Source organism: Ottowia sp. VDI28 (genome assembly GCF_049532675.1).
Lineage (GTDB): Bacteria > Pseudomonadota > Gammaproteobacteria > Burkholderiales > Burkholderiaceae_C > Ottowia.
In genome coordinates this window covers 993843-1008068 of sequence record NZ_CP149820.1, presented here as the reverse complement: position 1 = coordinate 1008068, position 14226 = coordinate 993843, and the positions used below count along the sequence as shown (strand labels likewise).

14 protein-coding genes are annotated in these 14226 nt (G+C 61.8%); 9 read left to right on the top strand and 5 right to left on the bottom strand.

Annotated features, from left to right (window positions below):
• Nucleotides 1-120: 120 nt before the first annotated feature.
• Nucleotides 121-942 carry a GntR family transcriptional regulator gene (locus WJU18_RS04735; protein WP_423458985.1) on the top strand — a complete coding sequence of 274 codons (822 nt, stop codon included), beginning with the start codon at nt 121-123 and terminating at the stop codon, nt 940-942.
• A gap of 56 nt (nt 943-998) precedes the next feature.
• Here the strand turns inward: WJU18_RS04735 and WJU18_RS04730 are convergent, their stop codons facing one another.
• Complete coding sequence (locus tag WJU18_RS04730; RefSeq protein WP_423458984.1) at nt 999-1997, bottom strand: PfkB family carbohydrate kinase; 999 nt, start codon at nt 1995-1997, stop codon at nt 999-1001.
• Complete coding sequence (gene phnD / locus WJU18_RS04725; protein WP_423458983.1) at nt 1994-3016, bottom strand: phosphate/phosphite/phosphonate ABC transporter substrate-binding protein; 1023 nt, start codon at nt 3014-3016, stop codon at nt 1994-1996. The genes WJU18_RS04730 and phnD overlap by 4 nt, the downstream gene beginning before the upstream one ends.
• A 228-nt stretch (nt 3017-3244) precedes the next feature.
• Between phnD and WJU18_RS04720 the strand changes: the two genes are divergently transcribed.
• The gene (locus WJU18_RS04720; protein WP_423458982.1) at nt 3245-4783 is read left to right on the top strand and encodes an ATP-binding protein; all 1539 of its coding nucleotides are present in this window, start codon (nt 3245-3247) and stop codon (nt 4781-4783) included.
• Between the two features lie 2 nt (nt 4784-4785).
• On the opposite strand, the gene WJU18_RS04715 is transcribed toward WJU18_RS04720, so the two are convergent.
• Together WJU18_RS04715 and WJU18_RS04710 are read right to left on the bottom strand one after the other, a co-directional pair.
• Nucleotides 4786-5910, bottom strand: coding sequence for a CaiB/BaiF CoA transferase family protein (locus WJU18_RS04715; protein ID WP_423460936.1), 1125 nt, complete (start codon nt 5908-5910; stop codon nt 4786-4788).
• A 58-nt stretch (nt 5911-5968) separates the two neighbouring features.
• Entirely contained in the window at nt 5969-6997 is a 1029-nt protein-coding gene (locus WJU18_RS04710) for a Bug family tripartite tricarboxylate transporter substrate binding protein (protein WP_423458981.1), read from the bottom strand.
• 107 nt (nt 6998-7104) lie between these two features.
• On the opposite strand from WJU18_RS04710, the gene WJU18_RS04705 reads away from it, so the two are divergent.
• Entirely contained in the window at nt 7105-8052 is a 948-nt protein-coding gene (locus WJU18_RS04705) for a LysR family transcriptional regulator (RefSeq protein ID WP_423458980.1), read from the top strand.
• Between the two features lie 3 nt (nt 8053-8055).
• Here WJU18_RS04705 and WJU18_RS04700 read toward each other — a convergent pair whose 3' ends face one another.
• Complete coding sequence (locus WJU18_RS04700; protein WP_423458979.1) at nt 8056-8733, bottom strand: TetR/AcrR family transcriptional regulator; 678 nt, start codon at nt 8731-8733, stop codon at nt 8056-8058.
• Between the two features lie 186 nt (nt 8734-8919).
• Between WJU18_RS04700 and WJU18_RS04695 the strand changes: the two genes are divergently transcribed.
• Genes WJU18_RS04695 through WJU18_RS04670 form a run of 6 tightly spaced genes read left to right on the top strand, consistent with a single transcriptional unit; the run spans nt 8920 to nt 14217 of the window.
• Nucleotides 8920-9369: an acyl-CoA dehydrogenase family protein gene (locus WJU18_RS04695; protein WP_423458978.1), complete on the top strand. Its 450-nt coding sequence runs from the start codon at nt 8920-8922 to the stop codon at nt 9367-9369.
• Nucleotides 9356-10123, top strand: coding sequence for an acyl-CoA dehydrogenase family protein (locus tag WJU18_RS04690; RefSeq protein WP_423458977.1), 768 nt, complete (start codon nt 9356-9358; stop codon nt 10121-10123). The genes WJU18_RS04695 and WJU18_RS04690 overlap by 14 nt, the downstream gene beginning before the upstream one ends.
• 5 nt (nt 10124-10128) lie before the next feature.
• A complete protein-coding gene (locus tag WJU18_RS04685) occupies nt 10129-11190 on the top strand; it encodes an acyl-CoA dehydrogenase family protein (RefSeq protein ID WP_423460935.1) in 1062 nt (353 codons plus the stop codon).
• 14 nt (nt 11191-11204) lie between these two features.
• Nucleotides 11205-11999: an enoyl-CoA hydratase-related protein gene (locus tag WJU18_RS04680; protein ID WP_423458976.1), complete on the top strand. Its 795-nt coding sequence runs from the start codon at nt 11205-11207 to the stop codon at nt 11997-11999.
• A gap of 49 nt (nt 12000-12048) precedes the next feature.
• The gene (locus WJU18_RS04675) at nt 12049-13308 is read left to right on the top strand and encodes an ABC transporter substrate-binding protein (protein ID WP_423458975.1); all 1260 of its coding nucleotides are present in this window, start codon (nt 12049-12051) and stop codon (nt 13306-13308) included.
• Nucleotides 13309-13323: 15 nt separating this feature from the next.
• Nucleotides 13324-14217, top strand: a complete 894-nt coding sequence (locus tag WJU18_RS04670) for a branched-chain amino acid ABC transporter permease (RefSeq protein WP_423458974.1) — start codon at nt 13324-13326, stop codon at nt 14215-14217.
• The last annotated feature ends 9 nt before the right edge of the window (nt 14218-14226 follow it).

The following is a 14226-nucleotide window of genomic DNA, read 5'->3' as shown; positions in this document are numbered from 1 at the left end:
CATTGGATTTATTTAATACAGCCAATTCTCACGATATTTCACACCAATTCTTCACAGAAAACCAGATTTTCTCCTCTTACGTGCTAAGCCTGAAACGGCGTAAGCGGGCATAATTTGGTCATGTCTCAAACTCATCCGGGCTCGCTTCCTCAGCCAGCTCAAGCGTCAGCCTTGCACAAGCTGGTGGCTCCGTTTTCGTCTCTGGTCTTGAATGGTTCGAACCATGAGCCCCTGTGGCGGCAGCTCTTCCTGCAGATCAACCAAATGCTTTCCAACGGCACGCTGACCGAAGGCATGAGCCTGCCCACCGAACGAGACTTGGCCTTGGCGCTGAATGTGAGCCGCATCACCGTCAAGCGCTGCTACGACGAGCTCCGCTGGCGCAACATTCTGGGCGGACGTGGGCGGGCGGGTACTGTCGTGCAAAAAAGGGCGCTGGTGCGGGCGCAGCCTACGCTGGGCAAGCTCAAGGGCTTCACGGAAGAAATGCGAGAGCTAGGCATGCAGCCCTCGACCCGGTTGCTGCGACGCATGAATGTGCAGAACCGGCACGTGGCCTCGATCTTCGGGCGCCCCTCTGGCACCCCCCTGTTGCATGTGGCACGAATTCGCCTGGGCAACGGCACGCCAATGTCTCGCGAACTGGCCTGGTATGACCTCTCTGCCGCTCCCGCGCTCGCCCATTGGGACGGTGAAGGCTCTGCCTATGCCTGGCTGCGCGAGCACTGCAAGCTCGATCTCACGCACGCTGAGCAAACGGTCGAGGCGATCTTCAGCGCAGAAGAAGAGTCCGAAGCCTTCGGCTTCACCACGCCGCAACCGTGCCTGCTGCTCAAGCGCCGCACGTACGCCAGCAATACGTCGGTCCCGTTGCTGATCGAGTACGTGGAAGGCACCTTCCGCGGCGATGCCTACGTGTACCGGGCACAGCTGACGGTGTAGGCGCCGCGAATGCAGAAGCGGCTTTAGCTGGATGGCCTGCCTCCGCGAACCGGGGGTCACCCCAGCGCCATTTCCCTCACCACGGGCATTCCGGCATCCTGAAGCCAGGACTCAAGCTGACCGCGATACGGCAACCGCGCCAGTACACCCACCCCCTCCACCACATGCGCAGCGCAGCGCTGCGCACGCTGCAACGTCTGCGCCATGTCGCAGCCAGCAAGCCAGGCATCCAGACAGGCCGCGGAGAAAGCATCGCCCGCTCCCACACCGTCCATCGCCTGCACCGCGCAGGCATCCGCCTTCCATCCTCGCCAGCCGCCCCCCGGCGCATCGCGCACAAACCCCAGGCTGCCTTCAGGACCCAGCGTGACCAGCAGCCGCGTCAGGTTGGGCCATGTCTGCGCCAAGCGCGCCAATGCATGCGGCATGCTTTCCGGCCGCAAAGCAGCATCATCCTCCCACAGGGCCGCGGCCTCCATCCTGTTGACGATCAATACCCGCGTAGCCTGGCGCAACGCCGCCGAAGGCCTATGCCAGGGCGAGGGGTTGAGCACCGTCAACACACCCGCGCCAGCAGCGATGGACAGCGCACGCTCCACCGCCGGCTGCGCAGCCTCGAACTGCCCATACACCACCCGTGCGGCGGCCAGCGACGCGGCGGCGGCGTCCACGTGCGCGGCCGTCAGCAGCGCATTGGCCCCAGGCGCCACAGCGATCTGGTTTTCTCCGTCCGGGCCGATCAATCCGCTGCCCATGCCCGAAGTACCAGGCAGCCGCGAGACGTGTGCCGCATCCAGCCCCTCGGCCTTCAGCAGATCGAGCAGCGCATCACCCGCTGCATCCCTGCCGCAGCCGATCAAGGCAGCTACGCCCTCCGGTTGCCGCCGAAGCCGGGCCAGCCCAACGGCCACGTTCAATCCCTTGCCGCCCATCTCCTGGGTATAGCGCTCTGCCGTCACGCTCTCGCCTGGTCGCGGCAAACGATCGACATGCCAGCAACAGGCCTGCACATAGCTGCCGACAATCAGAGCCTCCAGTGGCGCGACCGCCCTCATCCGGCCTTCAGCTGCTTGAGTTGCGCCGCATATTCATCCTCAATGCGCCTGAGCCGTGTCCGCAGGGCTGCATCGTTGATCCATTGCGCGGAATGAGCGCTGTCGAGTTCCAACTGATGCGTCAGGTGCGCCACCGGCAACAGCGCGCGATTGTCGGCGCCCAGAAAACCCGCCAGGTCGTGCAAACCCTTGAGCGCCGCCCGCTCCTGCTCGGCCTGCCGCCCTTGGCCACGGCCAAACTGTGCAAAAAATTGTCTCGCAGCCTGCTGCAGGGCACTCCCCAGCCGGCGGCGCATCACGATGACGCCGTGGGGAATCAGATCCGACTCCCAGATCACGCGAAGACGCGCCGTCTCGGCCGGAAACTGGCTGCTGAAACGCTCGAAATCCGCAGTATTGTTGGTCGCCACGTCGGCTTCGCCATTGGCCACTGCCAGAGCCGTGCGCTGATGGGTCCCCACAATGTCGCCAGCAAAGCCCGTCTCGATATCAATGTGGCGCGGCAGGAAAAGCTGGAGCTTGGGAATCAGGTAACCCGACATCGAGCGTTTTTCGCCACGCGCCAGCCGCCAGCGGCCTGGATTGGCTAACACCGCTTCCAGATCACGCACGGGACCTCCCACACGCGAAAGCAGCGTGGCTCGGTATCCGGGCAGGCCATCGTGGCGCGTGACCTGGGCCACCACGGCCATGTCGTACAAGGTAACCGCATCCAATGCCATCTTGCCGGACAGAAAAGCCATGTCCACTTCGCCACGCTTCACCGCATCGCCCAGCATGCTGTAGGCGGTGACCGAAAGGATACTGATGCTGCTTCCCAGCGCCTGGGACAAAGATCCCAGCAGAGGCTCCCAACTGACGCGTGAATCCACCGTGCCCCCGATGGGCAGGATGCCAAAGATCAACGCTCCGTTCTCGGCAGCCCATGCAGAACGCCATGGCGGTGCCAATGCCCCGGACGCCAGCGCGGCCAGCAAGGCGCGGCGCCTGAGACCCTCGGGTATGCCAAAACTCGTCATCCCTTGAAACCTCCACATGCTCGTTCGTCTTATAGGCGAATCCGGGAGATGGATCTGCAAACCGAATTCGCTTCCTCAAAAATCCTGGAAATGGTCACTTATTTGCACATATCCAATAAGCATCCAAAAATGTTTGATGCTTTTATGGCGCCTTCCAATAGTGTATTCTGATTGGATTCGCCGACAACCGCCCCCATGAACCGGACACTTTCATTCCGATCGTGCAAGGTGACCCGTCTGCCTCTCGTGTGGCAGCTGGGGCTTCTGGCCGTGCTGCCTGCTCTCCTGGCGATGGGGGTATTGCTGGCGCTCGCCATGCGTGAATATGTGCGAAGCGCCGAAGAATATGTTCAGCGCCAGGCTCAAACGCTGGCTCAACAATTGGCGGTTCTGGCGCAGACGCCCATGGCGACCGAGGACAAGCGCGCATTGATGCGTCTCGCCCAGGCCACCATGACCCAGTCTCATCTTCAGCAGGTCCAGATCTGGTCGTCTGAAGGAGAATTGCTGACCAATGTGGAAACCGCTGACCTGCGCCGTGGTGATGGTTTCCGTGTCAGTGCGCCGGTCCTTGACCCGGCTGGAGGCCCATCGGGCACCGTCACCGTGGAGCGCGGCCTGGATGACCTCCATGCCGCTCAGGCACGTGCCTGGATCAACGTCCTGCTGGCCGTGACGCTGAGTCTCGCGGCGGTACTGCTGGCCGGTATCTGGGCAGCGCGGCGCATTAGCGCACCAATACGCGAACTGGCCAGTGCCGTCGACCGCCTGGCTGCGGGAGAGCCCGTGCAAGTAGGCATCGCGGGCACCGGTGAGGTGCGGCATCTGCAGAAAGGCTTCAACACCGCCGCGACGGCATTGCACGACAGCCGCCAATTGCTGGAAGAACGCGTCCGCGAAGCCACTGCCGAGTTGGCTGAAAAGAACTGTGTCATTGAGCGGGTCAGCCAGGCCAAGACTCGCCTGCTCGCCGCCGCCAGCCACGACTTGCGCCAGCCGCTGCACGCCCTGGCTCTCTTCTCGGACGGCTTGGCGCAGGCTGAAGCCGACCCCGTGCAGCGCGAGCGTATCCGTCAGATGCGCGAGTGCATCACTTCGCTGGATCAGCTTTTTGCGGAGCTGCTGAACATCTCGCAAATCGATTCAGGCGTACTGCGCCCCAGGCGTTCGGATTTCTCGCTGAACCGGTTGCTGGACGACATCAGCCGCAACTTCCGCCCGGTGGCCGAGCAGCAGCAGCTCCGCCTTGTCGTACGCCACACCGACCTCTGGGTCAACTCAGACTATTTCATGCTCTCGCGCATCGTCGGCAACCTCGTGGCCAACGCGGTGCGCTACACCCGTACCGGGGGCGTGTTGGTGGCCGCACGCCGCCGAGGCAAATCCGTGCGCATCGACGTCGTCGATACTGGCCTGGGCATTGCACCCGATCATCAGCAGCGCATTTTCGACGAATATTTCCAGGTCAACCCCAGCGGTGGCCCGGCGGAACGAGGCTTGGGCCTAGGCCTGGCCACAGTACAGCGGCTGGCCAGCTTGCTCGAGTTGAAGGTATCGCTGAACTCCGTGCTGGGACAAGGCAGTTGGTTCCGTATCGAAGTACCGCTGGTCTCTGCCACCATGGAGCTGGCATCGCCACCGCTCATCACCCCGTCGATCGTCGACGCCGTGATCCAGGAAAGCCTCGCGCACGCACAACGTCCAGCCTACAAGCCCCCCAGGTCAGCCAAATCAACCCGGTCACGGGCCAAGCCGTCGATGGCTTAGCCTCATCCGCCGAGAACCTGCTCGGTGTGCTCTCCCAGCCTCGGCGGGCCGGATACCGGCCCCAGCGGCGCACGGTTCCAGCGAAAGCCAATCGCCGGCACCTCCATCGTCACCTGGGAACGCTCATCCATCACTCGCGCAATGGTGCCGCGCTGCGCGAGATGCTCGCTGCCCAAGAGCTCCGGCACCGTCCGGACTTTGGCCGCCGGCACATGCACTTCAGAAAGAATGCGCTCCCACTCTATCGCGGGCTTGTCCAGCAAGCGCAGGGACAAGGCCTCCTTGAGTTCGGCCGCATGCGCCTGGCGCGCATCCTCCTCCCGGAACCGGGGGTCTTCCATGAGCGCCTCGAGTTCCATCGCTCGCAAGGCCCGGACAAACTGTCCGTGCTGATTGGCCGTCATTGAAAGCAGGCCGTCCCGCGTCTTGAATATGCCGGACATCGGGCTGCCACTCGCCGCCGTATTGCCGTTCGCCACCGGCACCTTTCCCGCGTTGGCGCAAAGCGAAACAGTGGACGCCATGGCCACCACAGCCGCGTCCAGCATGGCCACGTCCAGGAACTGCGGCGCGCCCGTGCGGTCGCGCTCACGAAGCGCGGCCAGTACGGCGAACGCGCCGTAAATGCCGGCCAGGTAATCCACCAGCGGGGGACCGATCCGGTTCGGCACCGATTCCGGCGTTCCTGTCAGCATGGTGATGCCGGAGGCCGCCTGTATGACGTGGTCATAGGCCGGCCGTTTGCTCATCTCACCTTCCTGCCCATACCCGGACATGGCACAGTAAACCACGTCCGGCTTCACCCGGCGCACATCCTCGTAGCCGATCCCCAGGCGATCAGCCACCCCTGGTGAAAAGTTCTCGACCACCACATCGCAGGTCTTGGCCAGTTCCAGCGCCTGCCGGAGCCCGTTTTCCGATTTCAGATCCAACTCGATCGATTTCTTGCCCGCGTTCTGGGCCACAAACTGGGCAGAGAATTCGGGAAGTCCGCGCACGCCCTGGCCCTGCCTGGCCCAATCACCCGTGCCCGGCTTCTCCAGCTTGATGACTTCAGCCCCCAGCAACGACAGCTGATAGGTGCAATAAGGCCCCGCCAACACCGTGGTCAGATCCAACACCCTGATGCCTTTCAGGGGGTAGGCCTTGCATCGACATGCGCTTGTACAACAGAAGCGTCCATGCTCAATCCACCTTGAGATTCATCTTGCGCACCAAAGCGCTCAACCGGTCGTAGTCCTTGCGCACGGTGGCCTCGAACTCCTTCTGAGGGCCTGCGGACACAGTCATGCCGTTGTCCGCGAGCTGTTTCTGAACGGCAGGACGGGCCAGTATCTCGCGCACATCCTGGTTGATTTTTTCCACGATGGCGGGCGGCGTGCCTGCCGGCGCGAAGACACCCAACCAAGGCGTCACCGGCTCAAACCCCGGATAAAGCTCAGACAAAGTGGGCACGTCCGGCAACTGCCGGTTACGCTGAGGAGCCACGGCGATCGGCACGACCTTGCCCGCCTTGACCTGTGGAAGCAGCACAGACGAAGCCTCTTGCTGAATCTGCACGCGGCCCCCGATAAGATCCGTCAGCACCGCGGCGGCTGCCTTATAGGGCACATGCTGCGCCACCAATCCGGAACGCACCTTCAGCTGCTCCATGTTCAGGTGCGGCACGGTACCGTTGCCAGCGGTTCCGTAGTTCAGGACGGAGGGATTGGCCTTGCTGAACTCTACCAGCTTCGCCATCGAATCGATCTTGAGGCTGGGCGTCACTGCCATGATCATGTCCGGATAAGCCATGCTCACGATGGGCACGAAATCCTTGCGAACGTCATACCCCACATTGGAATAGACATGCGGGTTGATCGCCATGGCTGCCATGGCGGACACCAGCAGCGTGTATCCGTCAGCCGGTGCCTTGACAGCCGTCTGAGCGCCCAGGCTGCCGCCCGATCCCGGCTTGTTCTCGACGGTCACGGGCTGTCCCCATTTAGCGCTCAGGCCGTCGCTGACGATGCGGGCCAGAGTATCGGTGACATTGCCCGCCGCGTAGCTGACGATCATCCGGACAGGCCGTGCGGGGTAATTCGGTTCATTGGCTGAAGCGAAGGCCGCAGTCACGGCCAACACCGTCCCGAGCAAAGCCTTGCATGCGGAGCCGCGCTGCCACGGGCTTTGCCACGGCGCCAGTTCGTTCGAATGTTCAGTCCTCAACCACATACGGCCGTCTCCTTGATTATTGGATTCAAAGAGTCGGATTGTGGTCGAGCATTGATTTCCTGAATACTATGATTTAGAAATGGAGCCATTCCAAATCGAAATGAAATATGGACGAACTTGATCTAGAGCCAAACAGGCCTTCCCGCTCGGATCACCTGCGGCTCAAGCACTTCAAGCTGCTGGCGCTCATTGCGCGCCATGGGTCGCTGACCGCCGCGTCCGAGGCCCTTCGCATCAGCCAGCCCAGGGCCACCAAGCTCCTGCAGGAAATGGAAATCGCACTCAGGCAAACGCTGGTGGATCGCGGCACGCGCGGCGGCGTGCTGACGGCGGCCGGACAGCGGGCGCTGGAGAGAGGCCGCATCGCCATCCACGCGCTCCATGCGCTTGATGAGCAACTCGGCACGCGGCCGGAACGGCCCTTGGTACGCATGGGCATCCTTCGGCTGGCAGGCATCTCGATCCTTCCCGGGCTGGTTCATCAACTGGAAAAACAGGAGTCGCTGCCACGCCTTCTGTTGCATGAGGCCTCCGTGTCTGGCCTGATGGCCGATCTGGTATCGGGCGCGCTGGACATCGTGATCAGCCGCTTGGAAGTCAGCGAAGAGCCAGGCTGGATGGAACGCTTCGATATCTCGCTGTTGCAGAACGACCCCTACGAGATGGCCTGCGCGACCACTTCGAAGCTGGCCAACCGGCGGTCCGTCCGGCTGGACGAACTGGTCGATCATCCCTGGATCGTCACCCCCAAGGAAACATACACCCGTCAGGCATTCGACGTCGCCTTTCTGGGACTGGGCATGCAACCTCCAGTGCCTGTCATCGAATCCCCCTCCTTTCACGCGAGCTTCGCCATCATGGCGGAGAACACTTCGTTTCTCACCATCGCGCCCAGAAGCTCCGTGCGTTACTACGAAGCGCTCGGAAAGATCAAACCAGTCAAATTGCGTGTCCCGTTTCCGGAAGACAGGATGGTCCTGGCCATACGCCGGGATGCACTCGCAATCCCGGCTGTGGTCGCAGTCAAGCGAGCGCTGACGTCGGTGCGCCCCTAACCATCAGCCGGGTTTCACCACCTTCTTGGCCGACTTCCCTCCGCCCAGCCCATGCCGCAGAAACTGCATGTAGGTATGGATCGCTCGCTCAGGCACTTGGCTATTCTGCGGAGATTTCGCCAGATGATGCAGATAAAGGTAGTCTCGCGCGGCGATCAACAGGTACGCCAACGTGTCGAGTTCATCTACGTCATAACCCGCAATCTCGCCCTCGCTCTTGGCGCGCTGCAAAAACTTGTTATAGCGGCGCGTAACCTCCCGGTGATGGCTCGCCCAAGCCTGCGGCGCCTCGACTTCGGCTTCATTGAGCACGCGCCAGAACCAGGGGTTTTCACACAGGTACTCGAAGACTACCCGCGCCCCGATCTCCTCCACCTCGTAGAAACCCTTGGCGCCATGAGCACGCTCCCGCACGCGCTCCAACATCTGGACGCCGTAGTGCGGCAGTAGTTCGTCGAACAGGGTCTGGCGGGAATCGAAATACAGGTAGAAAGTGCCCAGCGCCATGCCTGCATGGGCCGTGATGCGCTGGATCGAAGCGTCGCGGTAGCCGAATTCACCAACCACGCGAGCAGCTGAATAGAGAAGTTGTTCGCGCGTCCTGGCAGCCCGCTGCTCGCGGGAGGTCTGCACGTCCGGGGACATCTTGCGTGGTGTTCTCTTTTTCGCGGTGGTGGCCAAGAAAGCTGCTCCTATGTCGTCTCGCCACGATCACTCGGTATCCGCGGCGTCATCTTCTTTTTCAGTCTACCGGATCAAGTCCTCTGGTGCGGGAATTCGCGTTTTCACCTAGTTCGACTGATCACGATTGACATGAATTGAATAATGAATCAACATTCAGTTTAATCCCACAACGAATCCATGCCGATGGTCCAGATCCCCGGTCAGAGTGTTTCCGAAGCCGAGTTCCGGCAGCAGGTACGCGACTATTGCAATAACGAATTGCCGCGCGAGGTGCGCGCGAAAGTGCTCGCGAATCTCTTCCTCACCAAGGAAGACAACCTCGCCTTTTTGCGCTCGCTGGCACGGCGCGGCTGGACGGCCGGCCACTGGCCGGTAGCCTATGGCGGTGCCGCATGGACTCCACTGCAGCGCTTCGTCTTCGAGGAGGAAAGCATGCGCCATGGCGCGCCGTGGTTGATCCCTTTTGGCATCAACTACGTCGGCCCGGTGATCTACACCTTCGGCTCCGAAGCCCAGAAACAACGCTTTCTCCCCCATCCTGGCTTCGAAGGAATGGTGGGCGCAAGGCTATTCCGAACCTGGTGCGGGCTCCGACCTCGCCGGCCTGAAAACCAGGGCTGTGCGATCGGGTGATCACTACCGTGTCAGCGGCCAGAAGATCTGGACCAGTTACGTGCAATGGGCCGACTGGATGTTCTGCCTGGTCCGTACCAGCGACGAAAGCCGTCCGCAGCAAGGCATTTCCTTCCTCCTGATCGACATGAAAACGCCCGGCATTGAAGTCCGCCCGATCCGGACCATGGACGGTTGCCACCATGTCAATGAAGTCTTCCTCGACGATGTCAAGGTGCCCCTCCAAAACCTCGTGGGCGAGGAAGGCAAGGGGTGGACCTACGCCAAGTTCCTCTTAAGCAATGAACGCATTCTCTCGGCCGAAACGGGACGATCCGCCCGCCAACTCGCACACTTGAAGTTGCTGGTGGCAACAGCCAGTTCACAAGCCGGCACGCCCCGCCCCGATAGCGCGCACTTCGAACACCGCATCGCGCATCTCGAACTCAAGCTGCACGCCCTGCGCGCCTTCTGCCTTTCGTATGCACGGAACATGTCGGCCGACGGCCCCCCCGGAGTGGAAGCCTCTGTGATGAAGATCCGCGGCACCGAGCTGCAACAGCAGATCGCCGAAACCACGCTCGATTGGCTGGGAGCGGCGGCCGTCGTCTACGACCCAGCCGACGTCAATGGCGCAATCGCCCATTCGCCTGTGGGCCCCGCAGATACCAGCGGCGCAGTGCGGGAATACCTTCACGGGCGCGCCTCGACCATCTATGGCGGATCAAACGAGATTCAGCGCAACATCATCAGCAAGGCGGAGCTTGGCCTGTGACCACCATGACTTGGCAAGACGACACAGACGCCGCACTTGATGACGCGGCACACCGATACGCCAGAGAGCGTTACGAATTCTCAGCTCGCCTGCGTCTGAGCACCGCGGAGCGTCGCTTCAACGCTGCCGCCTGGCGCGACATGGCCGAGATGGGCTGGCTCTCGGTTGCCACGCCTGAAGCGCACGGTGGGTTCGGCGTTCGTGCCGCTTCCATCGCATTGCTGAGCGAGACAGCAGGACGCTCGCTGATCAATGAGCCATTGATTGGAATGGGCATACTTGCGCCCTTCGTGGTGGCACACCATGCCAGCGGCGCACAACGCGAAATGCTCTTGCCGCCCATGCTCGCTGGAGAACTGCGTGTGGCCTGCGTGCTCGGCGATGGCAATTTCAGGGTCAGCGAAGGCCGCCTCTCGGGCCGCTGCGAGGTTGTTCTCGATGCCGATATCGCCGCACGCTTCCTCATCGAGGCAGCCGGCACATTGTGGCTGGTGGAAGCCGAAGCGCCGGGCGTCACAGTCGCCAGCTACCCCCTGCTGGACGGTCGCGGCGCCGCCACCGTGACACTCGAACATGCCTCTTGCACATCCCTCGGCAGTTCCGATGCTTCCGCGGTCCATATGGCGACCGCCCTCCATCTGGCAGCGTTGGCCACCGCTGCAGACTCATTGGGTGCAATGCGCGCTGCATTTGAACTCACCCTGGAACACCTCAAGACCCGGCGTCAGTTCGGTGCGCCGCTGGGCGTCAACCAGTCCCTTCAGCACCGTGCGGTCGACATTTATGTGCGCATCGCTGAAAGCCGTGCGGTCGTCAACCAGGCCGTGGCCTCGGTGCAAGCCGAAAGCCCCTATGCCGCGCGCGACGCGCACGCGGCCAAGAGCTTCGTATGCGAAAGCGCTCGCCAAGCCTTGCAGGATGCTGTGCAACTCTCCGGCGGTATTGGCATCACCGAGGAGTACGCCATAAGCCACTACCTTCGGCGCGTACGTGTCAACGAACAATTGCACGGCTCCGCCGAAGAACACCTGCGCGCCTTCGCCCTGGCTCCGTCTTCCTTTCACTGACCAGAAACATCGCCATGGACTTCGCTTCCTATCAATGCATCGAGTTCTCGCGGCAAGGCCGCATCCTCACCATTGCGCTGAACCGTCCCGCCCAACGCAACGCCACCAATGCGCAACTCCACCGGGAGCTCTCACGCGTGTTCACTGACGCACAGCGCGATACAGGGTCCGACGTCGTCATCCTGACCGGCCATGGAGCCGCCTTCTGCGCTGGTGGAGACATCGAGTGGATGCAAAAATCAATCGACGAACCCGAGGAATTCGAACGTACCGCACGCGAGGCGAAAGACATTGTCTATTCACAACTGGACCTCGAAAAGCCGCTGATATGCAAGCTCAACGGCCATGCTACTGGCCTCGGTGCCAGCCTCGCGCTGCTGTGCGACATCATCGTGGCCAGCGAAGAGGCGAAGATCGGTGACCCCCACGTCAGCGTCGGTCTGGTTGCCGGTGACGGCGGTGCCTTGATCTGGCCTCAGATCGTCGGCTACGCGAAGGCCAAAAAATACCTTTTGACTGGTGAACTCATGAGCGCTGGTGAGGCCGAACGCATCGGCCTGATCACCGACGTGGTACCGCGCACCGAACTCGATGCCAAGGTAGACGATATTGCCCAGCGCCTCGTCACCGGCGCCACCAAGGCGATTCGCTGGAGCAAGATCACCGCCAACCTGCCGTTGCGCCAACTCTTTCACAGCTACTTCGATGCCGGCGTGGCCTACGAATGTATGTCGAACCTGACAGCCGACCACGCTGAGGCCGTGCGCGCATTCCGGGAAAAGCGCAAGCCGGTGTTCACCGGCCGCTGATGCCCCCTCGTATTCCCCAGTCATAGAAATCAACACGGAGACAGGAAACGTGAATCCACAACTCACCCGCCGCCAGATCATTCAATATTCGGCCGCCGCAACTGCCGCCAGCGCTGGCTTTCCCGGCTTGGTGCGCGCCCAAAGCGGACCACTGCGCATTGGCCTGATCACCCCCTTGAGTGGCCCTCAGGAATTCATAGGCTCCTATGTGAAGAACGGTGCGGAGATCGCCGTCGATCAGATCAACAAGGCTGGAGGTATCGCCGGCCGCCAAATCGCCCTGGAAATCCGGGACGACAAAGCCAACCCCGCTGCGGCTCTCGCCGCGGCACGCGAATTGCTCGGTGCCGGCATCAACCTGCATACCGGAGGGATCTCTAGTTCGGTCGTGCTGGCCCTCGGGCCGGTCATGCAGCAGGAGAAGGGCGTTTTCATGACCTGCGGTGCGGGCACCGAGAAGATGAACCACGAGAACTATTCGCCCAATCTGTTTCGCCCCGGTGACGCGCCCGATGCACGCACCCGCGCTCAAGCCAAGCTGATGGCGGAAAAATACCCTGACATCACACGCTGGACGGGCTTGGTGCCCGACCACGAGTACGGGCGCACGACCTGGAGCATCTTCGTCGATGGCCTGCTTGAATACTATCCATCGATCGCGAAGAAGAAGCCCGAGATTCTGCAACCGATTCTCATGCCGTATGGCGTGGCTGACTACCGAAATTCCATCACCCAAGCTCTACGCCAACAGGCTGATGGCGTTTTCAATTGCACCTACGGCGGCGATGCCATCACCATGTTCCAGCAAGCACGCGGTTTCGGGTTGATGAAGCGCTACAAGGTCTTGTGCGATGCCGCCAACGAGTTCCTGGTGGCGCGCGGGATGAAGCAGCAGACGCCCGCTCATTGGACCGGCATGCACTACTACGCCGATGCCAACAAAGGCAATCCGATGAGCGACCGCTTCGTAGCCGACTATCTGGCCAAGACGAAAGACCCCGAGCCCCTGGGCTGGGCCGCGGAGGCACATGCCAGCCTCTATGCCTACAAGCAGGCCATCGAGAAAGCAAAGTCCACCGATACCGCCGCAGTCATTGCCGCACTCAAGGGATTGACCTGGGAAACGGTGACCGGTATTCGAACGATGCGCGCCGAAGACAATCAGGCGATCAAGGACGTGGAACTGGTCTATATCGAGCCTGCCTCCAATGCCAAGGGCTACAAGGTAAGCAACTACACCAAGATCGCCGGAAAAACGGTGCTGTTCCCAGCAACGCCCGGCAAGAAGCTCAACCTGCGCACAGCCTGAGGACACGGGCACACCATGCAAGCTGCGGATATCGTGACGCTTCTGGTCAACAGCCTCACCTGGGCCATGGCGACCTTTCTGGTCGCCGCTGGATTGACATTGGTGTTCGGCACGCTCCACATCCTCAATTTCTCGCACGGCGGCTTCTTCATGATCGGGGCCTACGCAGCCTATTCGCTCATCGGTACGATCGGCGGCGCTGAAACTTCCGTGGCGCTCTATCTGTTCGGCGCGCTCGCCGCCGGCGCTGTTGTCGCGCTGCTCGGACTGGTGGTCGATCGGCTGGTGTTGCGAAGGTTGCAGGGCGTGGAAGACGCCTATGTGCTGATCGCCACCTATGCGTTGCTGCTGGTGTGCGAGGGCTCAACCAAGCTGCTGTGGGGCCTCAACTACCATAGCGTGATGCCGCCGGCGGCGCTGGACGGTGCCTGGTTGATCGGCGATGCGGTGCTGCCGAAAATGTCACTCTTCATCGTAGCAGCGGGCATCGTCTGCTACGCGGCTTTGGAATTTTTCCTCAACGGCACCGGACCAGGCCGGCTGGTCAAGGCCATCTCGGCCGATCCGTGGATGGCACGCCTGCTGGGCATACGGGTGCGCTGGGTCTACACAGGCACGGTGGCTCTTGGCTTCGCCCTCGCAGGCTTGGCAGGGGGGCTGTTGATGTCGAACCAGACGCTCTCGCCCACCCTGGCAAGTGCGTTCGTGATCCAGGCCTTCGGCGTGATCATCATCGGCGGCATGGGCAGTATCAGCGGCGCTTTCCTCGGCTCGATCCTGTTGGGCCTGGTCGACGCCATAGGCCAATGGATCATCCCAGGCCTGCCCGGTTTGCCCTTCTTCGCAGCCATGACCCTCATCCTGCTGGTTCGTCCTCAAGGGCTGATGGGACGGGCCATCCACCATTGACAGCGACTT